Raw genomic sequence first — 21,385 nt, forward strand, 5'->3', positions numbered from 1 at the left:
CGCTTACCCCCTATCCTTGTTTAACCATTCAGTTTTTAATATGCCCATTTTTATAGCATCATAATATGTACCTGCTACTTGTCTAGCTTGTCTAACCCTTGCTTCTTCAATCATTCCTGTATGTTTAGCTAATCCAATCATACGCGTATTACCAGACCACGTAGCTATTCCGAGACGGTGCACAAAATTTTGATTGAATAAATAGTCTATCCATTGTTGAAATACTTCTGCGCCCATTCCATATCCCCAATATTGTTTATCATAAATAACGATACCTATTTCTAACCAGTTTGTTTCTCTAGATACCCAATAAGCACTCACTGAACCTATGCACTTTTCATCTACAACTATCGCTAACATTCGTTCTACCTTATCAGATATATAGCGGTTTCGTTTTGCTTCTTTCTTAAAGTTATCTTTTGAAATATACTGTTCTTTTATGTAAGGACCATTCCATCGTTTTGCCTCTTGATGCTTTTCCTCATATTTCCAATAATACAAAGCATCTAAAATAGCGTCATATATAGGTACTAATTCTCCATGTGAAAATTCCATTTATTCACCCCGCTTTTTGATAATCATAAAATAATTGCGCATATAAAAACAACCTGATTATATAATCAGGTTGCAATATAACTTATGCAAATATTGACTTTAACACTCTAAATAATGACCCTAATAATTCTACAATATCTCCAGTCATAGTATAGCCTCCTTATTCAAAATAATATAATTAATCACGTTACTTGTTCATCACGAACAAGGTCTGCAGCTAAATCATGCCAAAAGTCTTGTAATTCTTTTCTACTATGTGTTGCATCCAAAGTATCTTGCCCCACAAAGTCGACGTGATCCCAGCCATGACGTACAGGTGTAACTTGCCATACACCTTTTTGTACTGTGTCAGTCGCATTAGTATAAGGTTGATTGAACGGATGTTGCGAGGAAACGACAGAAACAAGACCGTCATTTTCGCGCCAGTCATTTTCTTTAGCTTTACCTATGACATTGGATGTTAATGCGAATGGTAAGAATAAATTCAAATCAGCCCTTTGTTTGCCTAATAATGTCTCATGTGTCGCTTCTCCTGTATAAGTTTTATATACAATATTAGGGTTGATCGATGTATGACGATTTAATTCTGTCGCACCTTCCCTTGTTAAATCATATAAGCCATTATCTTTAGTCGTCCACACCTTGCTCGTTTCTTTAACACGTTTTGCATATTCTATAAAGTTTTCATCTGGACGTTGTTTAAGTCCCCATTGATCCAAGCCGAAATTAACATTTGTAATTTTATTACTTCTTAATTTTACAAAATCATATACTGCTTGACGTACAATCGCTTCATTACCTACTTCATCTGCAGCATGGGTGCCATTATGTGGTGTACCTAGAGTCGTAATCGAAGAAATCATATTATCATGACCACCTTGGTATAATGGCGAAATTGTACCACCATGTTCTTTTTGATAATCGATTTCCTCTTGGTTACCATTTCTTAGTAATTCTTCTAATTGGCGTACAGTTTGACCACCCATGCTGTGCCCAACTAAATGTACTTTTTGACCTGGTTGCCAATCTTTATAAACACCTTCGTACGTATTACCATATCGTTCATGACCATATTTAGCAGCATGTGCTGCGCCATAATCGACACGACCACCTTTAATATAGTAATAAAGTTCCACTGCTCTGTCGTAATTACTACTTAATGCACCGATACTTGCCTCATATGCTTGATAACCATTTTGTTCTAAGTCTTGAGTAATATTTAATTTATCTCCGCCCCAGTAATGAGATAAAACGACAGGGTTTTTATCATCTGTGAAGCCATTAAAGCCATGCACTAAAATAATTGGATCCTGATTTTTATATTCTCCTTGTTTAGCTTTTTTGGACGGTTGGTCTGTTACATTTTCTGATTCACGTTGTGCCGTTTTGGTATTTGTCGTAGCAACGGCGTTATTTTTTAAAGATGTGATACCGTCTGTCGGTGTCTTGTCATCTTTACTATTCGCTGCCTTGTTATCGGCTAAATTTTCTAAGCTATCGAAAGACGCACTATCCTGTTTGTTATTAATGGCTGTGTTATCGCTGTCGTCATGTTCAGTTATTTTATTTTCATCCTCATTCTCACTTGGGTTATCTATTTTATTGTCATTTGATGTCTTAAGAGATGTTGCATTGTCTTGTTGTATTGAAGTTTTTGCTTGCTCGTCTATCGTATCTTGCTTGTTTTTAGTATTTTCTTGTGATGTCGCGTTTAATTCATTAGCCTTATTGTTTAACTCTTGTTCGTTTTCGATACTTTGTTGTTTATTTGACGGTTCTTTTGTATCATTTGATTTATCATTTTCATTATTATGTAAGGCTATTCCTGCCGTGTTTTTACTTTCGCCTACGTTATCATTATTTTTAGTAGTTTGTTGTTGTTCTTTATCAGTAGATTGACTATCTTCACTTTGGGTAACTTTATTTGTCATCTGCTCTTTTGTATCATTATCATTTATTTGCTCTTTTGTTAAGTTATCTTCACTATTGTCGGATTGATGTTGTTGAGACTGTTGTTGTTTTGATACCTCTGCTTTTTGAGCATCCTGTTTTGTTTCTTGTTGCGAAGATGCTTTATCAAATTCTTTTTTCTGGTCATCAGTTGATTTATTATCATTCGCTTGCGATTCACTATTCTGTTGAACTTGTTTAGTTTGTTCCTTATGTTTATTTGCTACATCTGTTGAATTACTTGTATTCGTTTCGCTCATTTTATTTTGAGCAGTCGTGTCATCTGCATTACTTTGTTGACCTTCATCAACTTTTGGACGGTTATTTTGGTCTTGAGAAGTAGTCTCCGTCTTGTCGCCGTTCCCTTGAACAGTGTGCTGTGATTCTTCAGCAGACGCCGTACCAGCTCCTAAAAAAAATAAAGACGCAATAACAATTGACGATACACCTACACTAAATTTTCTTATACTATACTTTTGTTGTTTTTCTTCCATTTCTAACACCTCTATAAACAGTTTTTTTCTACGAAATTCAAATTTTCATCACTTTGTCTCAATGGAAAATCAAAATATAAAGCTCAGCAATTTTATTTGATTTAGCACGCTCCTTATTATTTTAATTTGATCGTTATCACAATATTCGTGAAATATGATGCGTCGCAATATTGCAACCGCTTACACTAAGATGTTAAAAAATATTCTATATAAATATTTATATAGAATAAAATGTAACAAAACTTTACTATAAGTTTTTATTCAGGTCAACAGTTAAGTACAATTTAATTTTGGAAAATATATTTTTTATAAAAAAGCTTTGTGGTGAATTCACCACAAAGCAGCTTAATTATTTAGAAAAATTGGACGATAAAGATAACAACAATAACTACAGGTAATACAAATTTAATTAATAAATACCATGGTATGAAAAATTTAAATTTATCTCTCCCAAAATGTGATTTAAGTTCTTCTATCTTTAACAAATGACCCACTACTAAAGTCGTTCCTAATGCCCCTAATGGCATTAAGATATTAGACACAAGGAAGTCCATATTATCAAAAATCGATCCGGCCCCGAATTGAATATGACTCAGACTGCCAAACGATAAAGTTGCAGGAATACTTAATACAAATACTAATATGCTACCTATGACAGCAACCTTTTTACGTTTCGTATTATCATTCTTAGTAAAGTTTGAAACGTTCAATTCTAATAATGAAATAGACGAAGTGAGTGCTGCAAACAAGAATAAAATTAAAAATACAAAATAAATAAACGTACCGAAAGACATTTGTTCAAAGACACTAGGTAGCACTTTAAACAATAGTCCTGGTCCTTCAGTTGGCTTATAACCGAAAGCAGAAATAGCCGGAAAAATAGCAAGCCCCGCTAATACTGACACCAAAATGTTCATAATAACGATTGAAATGGCAGAAGTTTTTATAGTCATTTCTTTAGAAGCATAACTTGCATAAGTAATCATACCCGTTGTTCCTAACGATAGTGTGAAGAATGATTGCCCTAACGCAAATAAGATACCTTTCACAGATATATCATCTAAACGTGGCTCCAATATATAACGCACGCCTGCCATTGCACCATCTAACGAAAGTGATTTAATGACGATAATAATTAAACATATAAATAATAAAGGCATCATAAATTTTGATGCTTTTTCTAATCCTTGTTCTACACCTAACATAACAATAATCATTGTTAAAAAGATAAATACACCTTGGCCCAAAATAGTCAGCCATGGATTAGTAATGATGTGATCAAAGTTAATTTTACTTAATGCGGTATCATTAAAAGTAATTAATTGTATGAGCACCTTAAAAAGATAAATGATAATCCATCCGCCAATAACACTGTAAAAAGCAAATAAAATAAATACAGCTAAATTACCATTCCATCCAATAATATTTAGCCATTTACGAGCCGTTAATTTTTCATATATTTTAGTGGTATAGGTTTTTCCCATTTTACCAACTGTAAATTCCATAATTAATAGCGGTAAGCCTACGAGTAGCGTAAAAATTAAAAACATAAGTAAAAAGGCGCCGCCACCATATACGCCCGCCATATATGGAAATTTCCACATTGCACCTAGTCCTATAGCAGAACCTGCACTGGCTAAAATAAACCCTGTCGATGTTTTCCATTGCGATTGATTTTTCATAATCGTCATCCTTCTAACTTTATTGCGTTAAAGCGTTCAATTAGTGCGGAAAATAATATATCATGTCTAGCAATGGAACTCAATAGAAACAAACTAATTCACATAAAAAACATAGTTCTTAATATAGTGAACTACTTTCTGAGAACGAAATAAAAAACTTTCGTTGAATTCATAATATAAAACGAATTTATGCCGAGGTGCTTTTTTAGTGCAATTGACCCCTTGTTATCAGAAAATTCTTTGTACTCTGTACAATACTATGGTATGCTATATGCGTTTTGCAGAAATTTAATTTTTCTAGAACATTAATTATAAAAATAGTTGGAGACATCCCCATGAATAAAATAATTATCATCTCAGGATTAATGCTTTTTTCATTCTTTTTTGGAGCGGGCAACCTTATTTTCCCACCAATGTTAGGTTATACTGCCCAAAATCATATGTGGTTAGCAATGTGTGGCTTTGCTATCACTGGTATAATCATGCCCTATTTAACAGTTATCGTAGTCGCCTACATGAATGGCGGAGTAGAAAGTATTGGACGCAAAGTACACCCGGTATTCGGTCTAGTATTCGCAATATGTGTCTACCTATCTATTGGCGCTTTATATGGTATCCCACGTGCTGCCAATGTAGCATATGAAATTGGGACTAAAAATATTTTGCCCGTACATAATCATATGACACTCATTATCTTTTCATTGTTATTTTTCTTTGTAGTGTACATTGTTGCGTTATATCCTAATAGAATTGTCGATAATTTAGGTAAATATTTAACACCTATCTTAATATTTATTATTTTACTGTTATGTGTACTCGTTTTTATTCATCCAGAAACGTCTATTAAACAGCCTATCGGCGAGTATGCAAATATGCCAGTTGTTTCAGGTGTTCTGAAAGGCTATTTCACTATGGATTTAATTGCTGCCCTTGCATTTTCAGTAGTGATTGTTCAAACATTGAAATTAAATGGCATTTCAGAACGCAAACAACTCATGGCTAGCGTCGCCAAAGCTGGTTTGATCTCTGCCATCCTGCTAGCAGTAATTTATTTTTCATTAGCTTATTTAGGTGCAACAACAATGCATCACGGGTTTAAAAACGGTACTGATATTTTAACTTATAATACATTACGCGTATTTGGACCTTCCGGCAATCTTGTTTTCGGAGTCATTGTAATCCTTGCTTGTCTAACTACTTGTATTGGCTTAGTTAATGCTTGCTCAGCATTTGCAATGAAAAAATTGCCTAAAATTTCATATAAAAAATTCGTTTTACTATTTTCATTACTTGGCTTTATCGTATCAATATTAGGTTTAAATTTAATCTTACAAATAGCAGTACCGTTATTAACATTTATTTATCCAACTTCTATCGTTTTAGTACTCATGTCTTTTATCAGTATATTTATCAAGTTCGAGTTAAAATATGCTTTTATTATTCCAACAATTATTACTTTAGTTATATCAATTTTGCAAATTTTATCTGATTTTAATATGAGTAAAAACATTAGCGCCTTGTATCAACTTTTACCATTTTCAAGTTATCAATTGGCATGGCTGCTGCCTTTTATTATTTTAGCTATAATAGGCGTAATATTAGATTATTTCCTAAGAAATAACTTTCATAAAAGTACAGCTAAAAATTGATTCATACTTACAGTACAAAGTGATACATTTCAACGGCTTAAATAGGATAAGTAATATATACTGTTGCTAACCATTGTTATTAGTTTTCGAACTACTGATAAGGAGGATATGAAAAATGGCAATATTTAGTGACTATTTACAAACGATACAAAACGATAACCATAGAAGTAAATTAACAACGATGTTTAATTGGATTCACGAAAATTTTCCAGAACTAAAAACTACAATAAAATGGAATCAGCCAATGTTCACTCACCATAGTACATTTATAATAGGATTTAGTAGTGCTAAACAACATTTTTCCGTTAATCCCGAAGCAACAGGGATAAAACAATTTAATAATCACATAGAACAAGCTGGGTACAGTCAAACTGCAAACTTATACCGTATTTTATGGACACAAGAAGTAGATTATAAATTACTGAAAGAGATCATAGACTTCAAAATATCTGAAAAGAAAGATTATACAAGTTTTTGGGTGAAACAATAATATCTAGCTTATAATTTAGGCATTCATTTATTATCAACCATAAATAAGGCATACCATCATTTTATATTGATGATATGCCTTTTTTAATGTGTATTAATCTTGTTGTTTTTTACGTCTACCTATTAAAGTTAACGTACCTAATAATGATAATACTGCACCTAAAATTGGTGTAGTGGCTGGCGTACTTTCCCCAGTCTTCGGTAATTGCTTATGAGAATTATGTTGTTTGTTTTTCGTTTTAGAAGTTGAAACTTTTACTTTGTGTATTTTCTGCGTAGATGCAGTTTGCACCTTATTATTTGCCGTTACCACATTTTGAGCTTTTTTAACATTCGTTACTTTTGGCGTTAGTTGTATTATGCTCTTAGTTTTCGCTACACGTGAATCACTATTAATTACTTTATTAGGCTCAGATTGATCTACTGCTAATTTTCCATCTTTATTTACGTTATTATCAGATAGATTAGCTTTAGAATTAATAGCCACTTTATTTGAAACCTCTTTTGGTATTTCCACTACTTTGTGTTGACCATCTTGTATACTCATGTTTTGAGGCTTTTTAGTATCTACTTGCGGATTAGCTTCTGGTATCATATCTTTTATTTTAGGCAACTGATTACCAGATTGCTGTTGGTTGTCATTTGGTAGCGCCTGACTATTACTTGAATTACCATCCTCAAGTAGGTTATCATTAAGCGGTTTCTCACTATTTCCAACGTTTTGCTTATGATCTTGATTATGCTTCATATCAGATTGTTGATCAATATCATGCCGTGGCTTTTGAACTTGTTGATTTAAATCTTTAAGAACCCCGTCCCATTCTGGCCCTAAGTTATTTAAATCGATCGTCTCTTCTGGAAATGCTAGTTCGCCTAATTGATTTGTTTCACTTAGTACACTGTTCCATTCTGGTCCTAGGTTGTTCAAGTCGATTGTTTCTTCTGGATAGTCTGGGGCTTCATCTTGTGCTTCTAAATCCTTAACGACACCATCCCATTCTGCTCCTAGGTTGTTCAAATCAATTGTTTCCTCTGGATAATCTGGTGCTGTATTTTGTATTTCTAAGTCTTTATTTACGCCATCCCATTCTGCTCCTAAATTATTTAAATCGATCGTTTCTTCCAGATAATCTGGCGCTGTATTTTGTGTTTCTAAGTCTTTATTTACGCCGTCCCATTCTGCTCCCAGATTATTTAAATCGATTGTTTCTTCTGGGTAACTTGGAGATGCATTCTGCGCTTCTAAATCTTTAACTACGCCGTCCCATTCTGCTCCCAGATTATTTAAATCGATTGTTTCTTCTGGGTAACTTGGAGATGCATTCTGCGCTTCTAAATCTTTAACTACGCCGTCCCATTCTGCTCCTAGGTTGTTTAAATCGATTGTTTCTTCTGGGTAGTCTGGTGATTCATTTTGTGTTCCTAAGTCTTTAACGACACCATCCCATTCTGCTCCTAAATTATTTAAATCGATCGTTTCTTCCGGATAATTTGGAGCTACATCCTGTGCTTCTAAATCTTTAAGCACACCATCCCATTCTTGACCCAGATTATTTAAATCGATCGTTTCCTCTAGGTAATCTGGTGCTGTATTTTGTGTTTCTAAGTCTTTATTTACGCCGTCCCATTCTTGACCCAGATTATTTAAATCGATTGTTTCTTCTGGGTAACTTGGAGTTGCATCTTGTGCTTCTAAATCTTTTACGACACCATCCCATTCTTGACCCAAATTATTTAAATCGATTGTTTCTGCTGGATAACTTGGAGTTGCATCTTGTGCTTCTAAATCCTTAACGACGCCATCCCACTCTGTTCCTAAGTTTTTCAAGTCGATTGTTTCTGCTGGATAATCTGGTGCTGTATTTTGTGTTTCTAAGTCTTTATTTACGCCATCCCATTCTGCTCCTAGGTTGTTTAAATCGATTGTCTCTTCTGGATAATCTGGTGCTGTATTTTGTGTTTCTAAGTCTTTATTTACGCCATCCCATTCTTGACCCAAATTATTTAAATCGATTGTTTCTGCTGGGTAACTTGGAGATGCATCTTGTGCTTCTAAATCCTTAACTACGCCATCCCACTCTGTTCCTAAGTTGTTCAAGTCGATTGTTTCTGCTGGGTAGTCTGGGGCTTCATTTTGTGTTCCTAAGTCTTTAACGACACCATCCCATTCTTGATCTAGGTTGTTTAAATCAATTGTTTCCTCTGGATAATCTAGTGCTTCATTTTGTGTTTCTAAATCTTTAACGACACCGTCCCATTCTGGTCCTAGGTTGTTTAAATCGATTGTCTCTTCTGGGTAATCTGATACTGTATTTTGTGCTTCTAAGTCTTTAACTACGCCATCCCACTCTTTTCCTAAGTTGTTTAAATCAATTGTTTCCTCTGGATAATCTGGTGCTTCATTTTGTGCTTCTAAGTCTTTTACGACGTCATCCCATTCTGCTCCTAAATCATTTAAATCGATTGTCTCTTCTGGATAGTCTGGTGCTTCATTTTGTGTTCCTAAGTCTTTAACGACACCATCCCATTCTGCTCCTAGGTTATTTAAATCGATTGTTTCCTCTGGATAATCTGGCGTGTCATTTTGTGCTTCTAAATCTTTAAGCACACCATCCCATTCTTGACCTAGGTTGTTCAAATCAATTGTTTCTTCTGGATAGTCTGGTGCTTCATCTTGTGCTTCTTTGTCTTTTACTACACCGTCCCATTCTGGTCCTAGGTTATTTAAATCAATCGTTTCCTCTGGATAATCTGGCGTGTCATTTTGTGCTTCTTTGTCTTTTACGACGCCTTCCCATTCTGCTCCTAGATTATTTAAATCGATTGTTTCTGCTGGATAATCTGGCGCTGCATTTGGTGCTTCTAAATCTTTTACGACACCATCCCATTCTGGTCCTAAGTTATTTAAATCGATTGTTTCTTCTGGGTAACTTGGAGTTGCATCTTGTGCTTCTAAATCCTTAACGACGCCATCCCACTCTGTTCCTAAGTTTTTCAAGTCGATTGTTTCTGCTGGATACTCTGAAGTTGCTTTTTGTGCTTCTTTGTCTTTTATGACACCGTTCCATTCTGGTCCTAAGTTGTTTAAATCGATCGTTTCTTCTGGATAGTCTGCGGCTATTTTTTGTAGTTCTAAATCTTTAACGACACCATCCCACTCTGTTCCTAAGTTTTTCAAGTCGATTGTTTCTGCTGGGTAGTCTGGTGCTGCTACTTGATCATCAAAAGGATCAAAATTTTTATTGTTGTTATTATTAGGTTGTGACGAAAGTGGTTGTGAATGAGTCGACATATTAGGCACTTTATTGGAAGATGGTTGACTTTGAGAACTGTGAGCATTATTACTAGGTTGTACTGAATTTGCGCTATTTACATTTCCATTTTTAGCATGATTTCCGCCTGCAGGAACTGTTCGGTCTTTCGGGGAGACACTATTATTTGATGCAACTGAATTATTATTTTGTGGGTTTGAATTTGCTACAGAATTATTTTTGGGGCGTGCTGGTAAAATCCAATCAGCTAAATCAGGACTTACTACGCCATTACCACTACCATAAGGTGATCCGAAAGGCGAAAGTGGTTTTATATCTTTTGGTGGCTGATTATTATTCTGACTTGGTACCACTTTATTACTATTTGGTTGAGATGGTGAACTTGGGAAGCTTCCAATGAAAGGTACTTGTGTCCCATCTGCTAACGTAACAGTGCCATATTGGTCTACATTTACTACATTCTTGCCTAATACACCTCCGACTACTGCTCCCAATTGTTGTCTCTGTGCAAGTGATGCTCCATTTCGCTGTTGACTTTGAGAACTTTGAGCATCATTGCTAGGTTGTACTGAATTTGCGTTATTTACATTTCCATTTTTAACATGATTTCCGCCTGCAGGAACTGTTCGGTCTTTCGGAGAAACACTATTATTTGATGCAACTGAATTGTTATTTTGTGGGTTTGAATTTGCTACAGAATTATTTTTGGGGAGTGCTGGTAAAATCCAATCAGCCAAACCAGGACTTACTACACCATTACCACTACCATAAGGTGATCCGAAAGGTGAAGGTGGTTTTATATCTTTTGGTGGCTGATTATTCTTCTGACTTGGTACCACTTTATTACTATTTGGTTGAGATGGTGAACTTGGGAAGCTTCCAATGAAAGGTACTTGTGTCCCATCTGCTAACGTAACAGTGCCATGTTGGTCTACACTTACCACATCCTTACCTAATACACCTCCAACTGCTGCTCCCAATTGTTGCCTCTGTGCAAGTGATGCTCCATTTTGCTTTGGTTTTGATGGTAATAACCAATTTGATAAATCCGAACGATTTCCACCTATATTATTTCTAAATGAATTATTATTTCTGTTTGGTTGAACTGCAGGTTGCTTATTTTGAGTACTTGGCAAAGCACTTAAAGATGGAACTTGCGTACTATTTGGTGATGTAGCTGCACCATATGGATTCACACTCGCATTTAATTGTTTTCCTAGCGAAGATGAGTTGTTTTGATTGTTTGATCGACCTTGATTATTAGATGCATCAAGTTGATTATTAGCCGTCCCATTATTTGCCGATGAAGGCGCACTTACTAATCCTGTTCTACCAGAATCTAATGTTGATGTATTTAATGAGTTTACAGCTCCAACATTATTTGTTCCTGCTTTTTGATCATTGTATTGTGATCCATAGGGATTCCCTACATTCAAATTTGTTGTATGCACTGGGTTTAAATTTGAATAATAATTATGTCCTGCTTTACCATTTGTTGAATTAAATTGGCTATTGTCTGTTTCAACAGCTTCAGTTGTGTCATTGTATAATCCAAATATAAAAATTGAAGAAACTAATGCTGAAATAACGCCTACTTTATACTTTCTTAAAGAATAATTTTTTTGATTCTTTTCACTTAAATTATTAAAATATCGCTTCATAGTGGCATCTAAATCTCCTCTCTACGCTTAAAAAATTATTTTCTTACGTTATTATATGCTTCTGGTTTTTATTTAGAAGTAGAATTAGCAAAGTAGTAAAATTCAGCACTGAAATAAGTAAAAAATAGCAGGACATTTTGTCGATATCATAAAAAAGCATAGTGAATCATCACTATGCTTGTCGACATTAATTCTCTTTTAATTAAACTGTGCTAGAAAAGCTAATATATCTTCTTCAACCGCTTCCTTACCTTTACCTTGGGTCATTAGATGATGACATAAATCATATCCTATAATTGATTTTTTAGAATGCTCAATTTGATTATAAATATAATTGGCGCTTTGCTCATATGAAAGTTCATCTTCTTTACCATATTTAATCGCAATAGGAACGTCTATATGTTTAACATTAGACATAATATCGTCAACCATGCGTTTAAACTCATATAAACCAGCTTCATATTGAGGAATTAATGCCATTTGTCGATTAATCTCAACATCTTCTAAACCAAGTAATTGTCCCATACGTGATCCATAATTTTTCAGTCTCATTTCCAAACTTGCATCGTCTTTTTTATATGGTGTAGACATAACGATGACTGAATGCACTACTTGTTCTTCGGCAAGTTTTAAAGATAATAAACCACCTAATGAGACACCAAGTACGGTAATTTTGTTATATCCTTTATCTTTTAATTGTTGGTAACCAGCCAATGCATCTTGCCACCAATCTTGTATAGTATATTGCATTAACTCCGAAATCATTAGACCATGACCTCGATATGCAGGTACTAAGCATGTATACCCAGCTTTATTTAGCTTAGTAGCCAGTAATTTTACATCTCTAACTGTCCCAGTAAACGAATGTAATAATAATACTGCATGTTGCGTGTCTTTATTTTCCAAAAAAATGGGATTGGGTTCTTTTACTTTAATCATTTGTTATGTGTCACTCCATGTTATTAATTCCAAAACTAATTATACATCTTTATAAAGTTACTATTGTTGATCCTCAATCACTTTATTTTTAGCTGCTGGATAACCAAATATTAAAACGAGTACTGACATAGTTATCAAGGCTATAATTGCTGAATTCCAATGGCCTGTTGTATCGTGTAACCAACCTACAAAAAATGGCCCTACTGCAGCAATTAAGTAACCGATAGATTGTCCAAAGCCTGACAATGCGATACTACCTTTACTAGTACGAGCACGAATAGAGAAAAAGGTCATACAAAGACTAAAGCAAGCACCCATTGCTAATCCTATAATGATGATACCTATGACTAAGCATATTAATGCATTTGTAAAAAATAGACAGTAACCAGTAATAAATAAAAATACAATTATAACTACTAATATGCTTTGCTCTTTCAATTTAGAGGCTAATATAGGAAATACAAAAGTCATTGGTACTTGCGCAAATTGGCTCAACATAAATAAGTAACCCGCAGTACTAGGACTTAAACCCCGGTCCATCAAAATAGTAGGAATCCAAGCTACATTTGTATAGAAAATCATAGATTGAAAGGCCATTACCATAGCTATCGTCCATGCTAATTTTGAATTAAGTACTTTAACTTTTTTATTACTATCTGGATGCTTTGATTGATTGATGTGATCTCGCTGCTCTCTTTTGACACCCTTACTCACATTTGGCAACCAGAGTGCCAAAGCAATAATAGCGAATACAATCCAAAATGATAATGAAATACGGAAACCCAATGGGGTCATTTGAGACAACGGCACACTCGCGCCACCGCCTATCCCAGCAGTAAAATTCATTGTTCCACTATACATTCCTGTCGCAATACCTATTTGAGCTGGAAACGACCATTTGACGTAACTAGGTAATACGACATTGCCAAAAGCAATCGCTACACCTAACAATACCGTCCCAATAATAAATAAATTGAAACCTCCCAATATTCTTATGACAAGCGCTATTATTAACAATAACGTACTATATACAATCGTTCGCGACATTGTTAACTTATCAACCACTTTTGATACTAAAGGAGAAACTATGGCAAATACGAGTAATGGTATGGTTGTTAAAATACCTGCGACACTATTATTAATATGCATAGCATCTTTAATATGATCTATGACTGGACCGACTGAAGTCAAAGGTGCACGTAACGTAGATGCTACAAACACGACAGCAAAGACGATAGCCCAATTTTTAGTTATTTTAGCTGACTCGTCCATATTACTCCCTCCAATTTATATGTAAATTACATTTAATTCTAAAATCCATCACTATTCTACTTCTATTTTTTAACAACAATGTTTTAACTTATATATATTCTATTTTAGACTTTTATTCCTCTTTTGCTAACCACCATTTAAACGTTTTGAAAATTCTAATAAATTTTATATTAGATTTTAATACCAACAGGTTTGCTTTGCTAACTAAAAAGCGTTAAAATTTGTAATTGTGATGTTTTAGAAAAGAGGTAATGTTTATGTCGTCCGATATGATATCGACTAAAAAAAGAAATACAATTATTTTAGTAATGCTTAGCAGTGCTTTTGTGGCAATGCTTAACCAAACATTACTTAACACTGCTTTACCAGCTATTACGACTGGTTTAAAGATTGATGAAACAACTGCCCAGTGGCTTATCACAGGGTTTATGTTAGTCAATGGGATTATGATTCCATTAACTGCATTTCTAATGGATCGATTCCATACTCGACCATTATATATTTTCTCGATGAGCGCTTTTTTAATCGGCTCTATTTTGGCAGCCTTCTCGCCTACCTTTAGTTTACTGATGGTAGCCAGAGTAATTCAAGCTATTGGCGCAGGTTTATTACTTCCGTTAATGCAATTCACAGTTTTCACCTTATTCCCGTCCGAAAAACGTGGTTTCGCAATGGGTCTTACTGGTATTGTTGCACAATCTGCTCCAGCTATTGGCCCAACACTTACTGGGTTCTTAATTGATACATTCAGTTGGAGAGCACCCTTTATCGTTGTGGCGACTATAGCAATTATTGCATTTGTTATAGGGATCATTTTTGTTGAAAGTAATAACACTACAAAACATAGAGAGCTAGATAAGACATCTGTAGTCTATTCTACATTAGGATTTGGTCTCATGTTATATGCATTTAGTAGTGCAGGTAACTTAGGCTTTAATTCACCTATCGTTATTGTTTCATTAATTGTCGGTTTAGCCATCGTTGCTATTTTTGTAACGAGACAAATTAAAATCGATAATCCTTTATTAAACTTAAAAGTATTCGCCAATAGAACTTTCGCGTTATCATCAGTAAGTTCGATGATTCTATTTATCGGCATCGTTGGACCAGCGTTATTAATTCCTATTTATATCCAATCTGGTTTAGGTTTATCTGCAATTCTTTCAGGTTTTGTGATTTTACCCGGTGCGGTTGTCAATGCCTTTATGTCAGTTTACACTGGTAAAATTTATGATAAATATGGCTTAAAAGTATTGGCTATTCCTGGTTTTATACTATTGATAATCATGACAATATTACATTGTTTCTTATCATCAAATACACCTTATTGGTATGTCGTTATAATATATGCAATAAGAATGTTTTCAGTAGCCTTAATCATAATGCCATTAAATACGAAAGGCGTTAACGCATTAAATTCAGAAAACATTTCTCATGGTACAGCAATAATGAACTTTCTACGTATTATGGCAGGTGCCATTGGTACGGCGGTTATGATTACTATCTTAGCTATAGTAAGAAAGAGTTACGCTGCTCAACACGCGATGACAGAAAGTAAAACTGTGATGAATCAGCATGCGACAGTACAAGGTATAGATGCTGCATTTATCTTCACAACTATTTTATTAATTGTTGGCTTTATTTGTACATTACTTATTAAAAATGACAAAAAGCAAACGACTCGTACTACAAATGAATAAATCAATTAATCCCACACACCAAAATTAAGGTGTGTGGGTTTTTAAATGTTTCATACGAAACATTGTTACAAACTATTAATTACTTCAATTTTAATTTATAATGATTTGATATATTAGTCTAAATGTATTATTATTTAACACAATATAAATTATTTAAAATTAAGGTGGATTTTATATGTTGCATTACTACAAATTGTATTGGCTTAACGCTTTTAAAATTCAGGGTAGAGCTCGACGTAAGGAATTTTGGTATCCTGTATTAGCCACCCTGATAATTGAAATCATTGCAAGCATACTTAATGCAGTATTACCATTACCTTCATGGTTGACTTATACTATTGCTACGGTATTCACAATAGTAAATTATATTCCTAGCTTTACTGTAACTGTAAGAAGATTCCACGATATAAGTATGACGATGAAAATACCTATCATTTTATTCGCATTAACTATTTTAAGCGATATTGGTAGTATAATTCCAAATGTTAATTATGACTTCAATTTTAATAATGCTTTTAATATAACTATTGCTATTATTGGTCTTATTATATTTTTAATATTTATAGTACTAGCGATTGCTTCACTTATCGCATGTTGTACGAGAGGTAATGAGGCGTCAAACAAATACGGTGCGAACCCTAAATATGTCAATGAGTTAAAATGATTATGTCTATTCATTGCTATTGATAGAATACATGCATATAAAAAAGCGGGCCCGATGAAACGGGTCCGCTTCTTCTTATCATTGAATAACATTTGCACTTCATCACACTGATTAGTCATCTTTTTCGTTACTTAAGACTTTACCGCTTTTAGCGTCAACAGATACTTCATGTTTAGTTTTGCCTTTCTTCAGGTCCATGTCATAAACGAGTTTTTTACCGTGTTCCTTAGATAATGACCATTCGCCAATGTCCCCTTGGAATTTGCTTTGGCCTTTTTTAAGTGCTTTTTTGTAGTTGATAGCATCTTTGTAGTTAAATGATTTACTTTTATCCATATGATCTTCTTTTTCAGTTTCTTTGCTTAACACTTTATTAGTTTTGTTAGCAACAATAACTTCAGATTCTTTACCTGGTTTATGTTGAGAAACTTTATAAGCCCATTTACCATGGCTTTTCTCAAATGCTATCTCTTTAACTTTTTGGCCACCATATACACTTTTAGTTTTTTTCACAGCTTGTTTAGGTTATGTTTTAATTTGGCTTACTTTAATTGTATCATTACTTTTCGCATTAGCAGTTTGTGCACCTGCGCCTCCACTGAATCCAGCAAGTAAAGCACCAGATAATGCTACTGCAGTTATATGTTTGAATTTCATAATAAACCAACCTCCTTACAACTTTTTTCCCATTGTACGTTGTATAAAACACATTTGATTTGAATTTTCAAACTGCTAAAATTAAAAAGCGTGTCACTCTCGTTTTCACTATATTACAACATTACTTAGGAAGTAATAATTTTATAAGGTCCATTTAATTAAAGTTGAAGCATAAGCAAGTCCGCCACCGAAACCGACAAGCAATAAATGATCACCTTTTTTAATTTTATTATGTTCCATAGCTAAATCAATAGCGAGTGGAATCGTAGCAGAGGATGTATTGCCATAATATGCTAAACTCATAAGTGCTTTCTCTTTAGCAATATTAGCTTTATCACAAATTGACTCGATCATTCTCGCATTCGCACTATGTGGCACAAACCAATCGATATCTTCCAGGTCATAATCACTCTTATCAAGTGTTTCGTTAATGATATTAGGGACATTGCCAACTGCCCATTTATATACTCCACGACCGTTTTGCACAATGTTACCTGCGTTTTTCAATTGTTCGCCAAACATTTCTTGAGATAATTCACTACAATATAAATTATGGCCTTTGTCACCATCAGATCCTGACGAACTCGCAATAAAACTAGCATCTGTTTCGCTATATTCTACTAAAAATGCACCTGCCCCATCACCAAACAATACACATGTACTTCTATCCTCATAATCTGTGATTTTTGATAATGTTTCAGCACCAATTACTAATATTTTTTTGTTTTGACCTGAAGTAATTAAACCATTTGCTAAATTAAGACCGTAAGCAAAACCGGCACATGCTGCATTAATATCTAAAGCACCTGCATTTTTAATTCCTAATCTAGCCTGAACATATGAAGCTACACTAGGTGTTTTGTAATCTGGCGTCAAAGTCGCGTTAATAATCATATCGACATCACTTACATCAACATTATATTTTTGTTGTAAATCCACAACTGCTTGATAACTTATATCACTCGTATACTCATCTTGTGCTGTTATTCTACGTTCAACTATTCCAGTTCGCTGCTGTATCCATTCATCTGAAGTCTCTACTAATTTTTCAAAATCTTGGTTCGTCATAATCTTTTCTGGCACATAAGCACCTTGCGCTGTAATTTTTGCGTATGATTGCATTGTCGTCACCTTCATTATTTTTTATAGGACTCTAATTCATTCATTAATTTAATCATATACGTAGAATTAGTTCAATTTAAGTTGGAAACCATCTATTGGTTATAGTTGTTTTGCGCCATGCTTAATAACGCTTTAGCCGCTTCTGACAATTGCGTTTTGTCGTCTTTTCCATAAGCGATAACTACTTGGTTATAGTATTTAAAAGAATCTAAAGCTATATACTTACAGTTATTGTGCTCATTTTTATTTTTCACACTTTCAGGCACAAACGTAATACCTAATCCTTCGTTTGCAAGCTTCAAGGCATTTTCCACACTTAATGTTTCCATTGTGATATTAGGTTTAACATCATAGTCTTTTAGTATTTGATCTGTAACTTTACGCAATGCCATCTCTGGTTTTAACAAAATAAATTTGGCATTGTTTAAATACTCAAATATAGTTGTTGAATCAAGTAAGGCTGCGTCAGATTTATAAGTTAATGCGTGGTTTGGCGGTAATGCCATATAAATCTTTTCGGTATATAAAACATCATATGCTATATTCTCTTGATATAGTGGCAAAATCGTCAATGCGATATCTACTTTGTTGTCTATCAATAATTGTTCTATACGATGTGCAGATTCTTCTATTAATTTTATTTCTACTCCTGGATATCTTTTAGTAAATTCCGGCAAAATATTATATAGCGTATGCGTTGCTAATATTGGATTTACTCCGATATACAGTTGTCCTTTTTTCAAATTAGATAATGTTTGTATTTCATTTTCCATGGTTTTATAAATATCAGCTATTTGCTTCATATAATGTAAGTATCTTTCACCAGCGTAAGTTAAAGTTAAGGGACTCGTATGTCTATTCACTAAAGTTACACCTATATCTTGTTCAAGTTCTTTAATAAACTTACTCAAATAAGGCTGGGATATATATAATGCCTTTGCCGCATGAGAAATATTGCCATACTGTTTGATTGCTGCTAAATATCTTGCCCCATTCATTTTAGTCATCGCTACACTCCTTCTACTCATCAACTATAACAATTTAGTTATAGTAATTATAGCGTAAAACGTCTTTTACACAACCGTTTTAAAGGTAGACAATAAGATTAGACATAACACAAAATATTAATATTTAAACGCTTGGTCTAACAATATTTTAATTGTAAGGAAGTGTAAAATGGATATTTTCTATTCAATTGGCATATTAATTGCCATCATATTTATTATTTACATGGCTATGAGAGGATTTTCCATATTAATAATCGGACCAATCGCCTCAATTATTGTCATTCTAACTAACCAATTACCATTTTTCGATTTACTAATTGGCGCAAAACATTCATATATGACAGGTTTAACAGATTTTATTATTAACTTTTTCGCAGTCTTTTTATTAGGTGCTTTATTGGCAAAGTATATGGATGTTAGTGGTGCGGCACAAAGTATTGCCGAAAAAATAATTTCTAAAGTTGGTAGTAATAATCCATATTCAATACTTGTTGCATTATTTATGATTACTGCAATTTTAACTTACGGTGGCGTTAGTTTATTTGTAGTAGTTTTCGTATTAGTTCCATTAGCAAAACCATTATTTGAAAAGTTAAATATCGCTTGGAATTTAATCGGCATACCCATTTTCTTAGGGTTAGGGACATTTACGATGACGATGTTACCTGCCACACCTTCTGTGCAAAATGTTGTACCTACAAAATATTTAGGGACGACATTAGCCGCTTCACCATGGTTAGGTATTATCGGCGCAATAGTAGCAACAGTATTTGGACTATGGTATATGAAACATGCATTGAATAAAAGCATTGCCAATGGCGAAACTTTCAAAGACTATCATTTAGATATAACCGACGAACAAGCATCAAGACCCATTCCGTCATTTGTACAAAGTATACTACCTATCTTTGTTCTTATCATTATTATTATTGCCGGTAGTATTTTAAGTATAGAAAACATTATTCTTATTGGCTTAGCTATTTCTATTATTTTATCAGCGGTAATGTTTAAAAGTTATATTCCTAAACAGCAAAAAGTCATTAATGAGGGAACAACAAATGCTGTTATCCCCATATTTTTAACAGCTTCTACTGTAGCTTTTGGCACCGTAATAACAATTGCACCAGGCTTCAAATTAATTAAGCATTTAATTTTAAATATACCGGGTAGTCCATTAATAAGTATCGCCGTAGCTTCTGCACTATTTGGCATAATCACAGGTTCCTCTTCCGGTTCTTTAGGAATTGTATTGGGTGCTTTCAGTAAACAGTATTTAGACATGGGGGTCGACCCAGAACTTATTCATAGAATAGCGACGATGTCTTCATCCATATTCACTGTTATGCCACATACAGGCGTTGTATTAACTTTCTTTGCACTTACAGGTTTGAATCATAAAAATGGTTTTAAATATCTATTTATCACAAATACAGGAGCAAATTTACTAGCACTTATTGTAGTTATTTTAATCGCATTATTTATTTAATTTTAGGAGGAATTTATTATGAGAAACGTAATTATCACTGGAGCAGCTCAAGGTATAGGCTATGCAGCAGCACAAGCATTTGATCTTGAAGGTGACCGCGTATTTATTTTTGATATGAATCTTGATAAAGCACAAGAAGCAGCAAATTCGTTAAACAATGGCATTGCATGTGAAGTTAACGTAACTAACGAAGATAATATTAAAGAAGCTATAGACGATATTACATCTCAATATGGCAGTATCGATGTATTAGTGAATAATGCCGGAATTCAATATATATCTAAAGTAGAAGACTTCCCTTTAGAAAAATGGAATCAAGTCATTAATGTTATTCAAACTGGAACATTTTTAATGACTAAACATGTGCTTCCAAGCATGAAACAACAGCAACAAGGACGTATTATAACTGTTTCTTCAGCACATGGTGAAATGGCAGACCCATTTAAATCTGCATATGTCGCTTCAAAATTTGCTCAAATTGGCTTTGCTAAAACAGTAGCATTAGAAACTGTAGATTATGGTATTACTTCAAATGCAGTACTTCCAGGACCTGTACGCACTACATTAATCGAAAACCAATTAGCAAACTTAGCTGAACAAGACGGTATCACTGAACAAGAAGCAATGGAAAAAAATATTACAGGCAAAATGCCAATGAACCGCTTATTAGAACCTAGTGAAATTGCAGATACTATCGTCTTTTTAGCTTCTGATAAGTCATCAGCTATTACAGGTGAAACTATTAGTGTTTCAGGTGGATCAAACGCGTAAATATTAATTAAAAGG

The 21,385-nt window shown here is 34.0% G+C and carries 14 protein-coding genes and 1 pseudogene; 6 read left to right on the plus strand and 9 right to left on the minus strand.

Annotated features, from left to right (window positions below; all coding sequences use genetic code 11):
• Window positions 1-3 precede the first annotated feature (3 nt).
• The 3 genes from RPL90_RS09205 to RPL90_RS09215 form a co-directional block, all read right to left on the minus strand.
• Window positions 4-555, minus strand: a complete 552-nt coding sequence (locus tag RPL90_RS09205; protein WP_313548054.1) for a GNAT family N-acetyltransferase — start codon at window positions 553-555, stop codon at window positions 4-6.
• 182 nt (window positions 556-737) lie between these two features.
• Entirely contained in the window at window positions 738-2,999 is a 2,262-nt protein-coding gene (gene lip, locus RPL90_RS09210; RefSeq protein WP_313548056.1) for a YSIRK-targeted triacylglycerol lipase, read from the minus strand.
• A 353-nt stretch (window positions 3,000-3,352) separates the two neighbouring features.
• A complete protein-coding gene (locus RPL90_RS09215; RefSeq protein WP_313548290.1) occupies window positions 3,353-4,684 on the minus strand; it encodes a sodium-dependent transporter in 1,332 nt (443 codons plus the stop codon).
• Between the two features lie 332 nt (window positions 4,685-5,016).
• Between RPL90_RS09215 and brnQ the strand changes: the two genes are divergently transcribed.
• Window positions 5,017-6,330, plus strand: coding sequence for a branched-chain amino acid transport system II carrier protein (brnQ, locus tag RPL90_RS09220; RefSeq protein ID WP_313548058.1), 1,314 nt, complete (start codon window positions 5,017-5,019; stop codon window positions 6,328-6,330).
• A 115-nt stretch (window positions 6,331-6,445) separates the two neighbouring features.
• Entirely contained in the window at window positions 6,446-6,820 is a 375-nt protein-coding gene (locus RPL90_RS09225; RefSeq protein ID WP_313548059.1) for an iron chaperone, read from the plus strand.
• 93 nt (window positions 6,821-6,913) lie between these two features.
• Here RPL90_RS09225 and RPL90_RS09230 read toward each other — a convergent pair whose 3' ends face one another.
• The 3 genes from RPL90_RS09230 to RPL90_RS09240 all read right to left on the minus strand — a co-directional run bounded on the left by RPL90_RS09230 (window position 6,914) and on the right by RPL90_RS09240 (window position 13,963).
• Window positions 6,914-11,752, minus strand: coding sequence for a YSIRK-type signal peptide-containing protein (locus tag RPL90_RS09230; protein ID WP_313548062.1), 4,839 nt, complete (start codon window positions 11,750-11,752; stop codon window positions 6,914-6,916).
• Between the two features lie 198 nt (window positions 11,753-11,950).
• The gene (locus RPL90_RS09235) at window positions 11,951-12,691 is read right to left on the minus strand and encodes an alpha/beta hydrolase (RefSeq protein ID WP_313548065.1); all 741 of its coding nucleotides are present in this window, start codon (window positions 12,689-12,691) and stop codon (window positions 11,951-11,953) included.
• Between the two features lie 60 nt (window positions 12,692-12,751).
• On the minus strand, window positions 12,752-13,963 hold the full coding sequence (locus RPL90_RS09240) for a CynX/NimT family MFS transporter (RefSeq protein WP_313548068.1): 1,212 nt from the start codon (window positions 13,961-13,963) through the stop codon (window positions 12,752-12,754).
• Window positions 13,964-14,220: 257 nt separating this feature from the next.
• On the opposite strand from RPL90_RS09240, the gene RPL90_RS09245 reads away from it, so the two are divergent.
• Both RPL90_RS09245 and RPL90_RS09250 read left to right on the plus strand, forming a co-directional pair.
• Window positions 14,221-15,663 carry an MDR family MFS transporter gene (locus tag RPL90_RS09245; protein WP_313548072.1) on the plus strand — a complete coding sequence of 481 codons (1,443 nt, stop codon included), beginning with the start codon at window positions 14,221-14,223 and terminating at the stop codon, window positions 15,661-15,663.
• Window positions 15,664-15,838: 175 nt separating this feature from the next.
• Window positions 15,839-16,327 (plus strand): DUF805 domain-containing protein, encoded by a 489-nt coding sequence (locus RPL90_RS09250; protein WP_313548075.1) that lies wholly within the window; start codon window positions 15,839-15,841, stop codon window positions 16,325-16,327.
• A 111-nt stretch (window positions 16,328-16,438) separates the two neighbouring features.
• On the opposite strand, the pseudogene RPL90_RS09255 reads toward RPL90_RS09250, so the two are convergent.
• The 3 genes and pseudogenes from RPL90_RS09255 to RPL90_RS09265 all read right to left on the minus strand — a co-directional run bounded on the left by RPL90_RS09255 (window position 16,439) and on the right by RPL90_RS09265 (window position 19,113).
• Window positions 16,439-16,984: pseudogene (locus tag RPL90_RS09255) on the minus strand (PepSY domain-containing protein).
• A gap of 141 nt (window positions 16,985-17,125) precedes the next feature.
• Window positions 17,126-18,106 (minus strand): ketoacyl-ACP synthase III, encoded by a 981-nt coding sequence (locus tag RPL90_RS09260; protein WP_313548078.1) that lies wholly within the window; start codon window positions 18,104-18,106, stop codon window positions 17,126-17,128.
• A gap of 92 nt (window positions 18,107-18,198) precedes the next feature.
• Window positions 18,199-19,113 carry a LysR family transcriptional regulator gene (locus RPL90_RS09265; RefSeq protein ID WP_313548081.1) on the minus strand — a complete coding sequence of 305 codons (915 nt, stop codon included), beginning with the start codon at window positions 19,111-19,113 and terminating at the stop codon, window positions 18,199-18,201.
• A 169-nt stretch (window positions 19,114-19,282) separates the two neighbouring features.
• Here RPL90_RS09265 and RPL90_RS09270 point away from each other — a divergent pair, with 169 nt between their 5' ends.
• Window positions 19,283-20,599: a GntP family permease gene (locus RPL90_RS09270; RefSeq protein ID WP_313548084.1), complete on the plus strand. Its 1,317-nt coding sequence runs from the start codon at window positions 19,283-19,285 to the stop codon at window positions 20,597-20,599.
• A gap of 18 nt (window positions 20,600-20,617) precedes the next feature.
• Window positions 20,618-21,370, plus strand: a complete 753-nt coding sequence (locus RPL90_RS09275) for a 3-hydroxybutyrate dehydrogenase (protein ID WP_313548087.1) — start codon at window positions 20,618-20,620, stop codon at window positions 21,368-21,370.
• Window positions 21,371-21,385 lie beyond the last annotated feature (15 nt).

It is taken from the genome of Staphylococcus kloosii (genome assembly GCF_032139365.1).
In the GTDB taxonomy this organism is placed as follows: domain Bacteria; phylum Bacillota; class Bacilli; order Staphylococcales; family Staphylococcaceae; genus Staphylococcus; species Staphylococcus kloosii_A.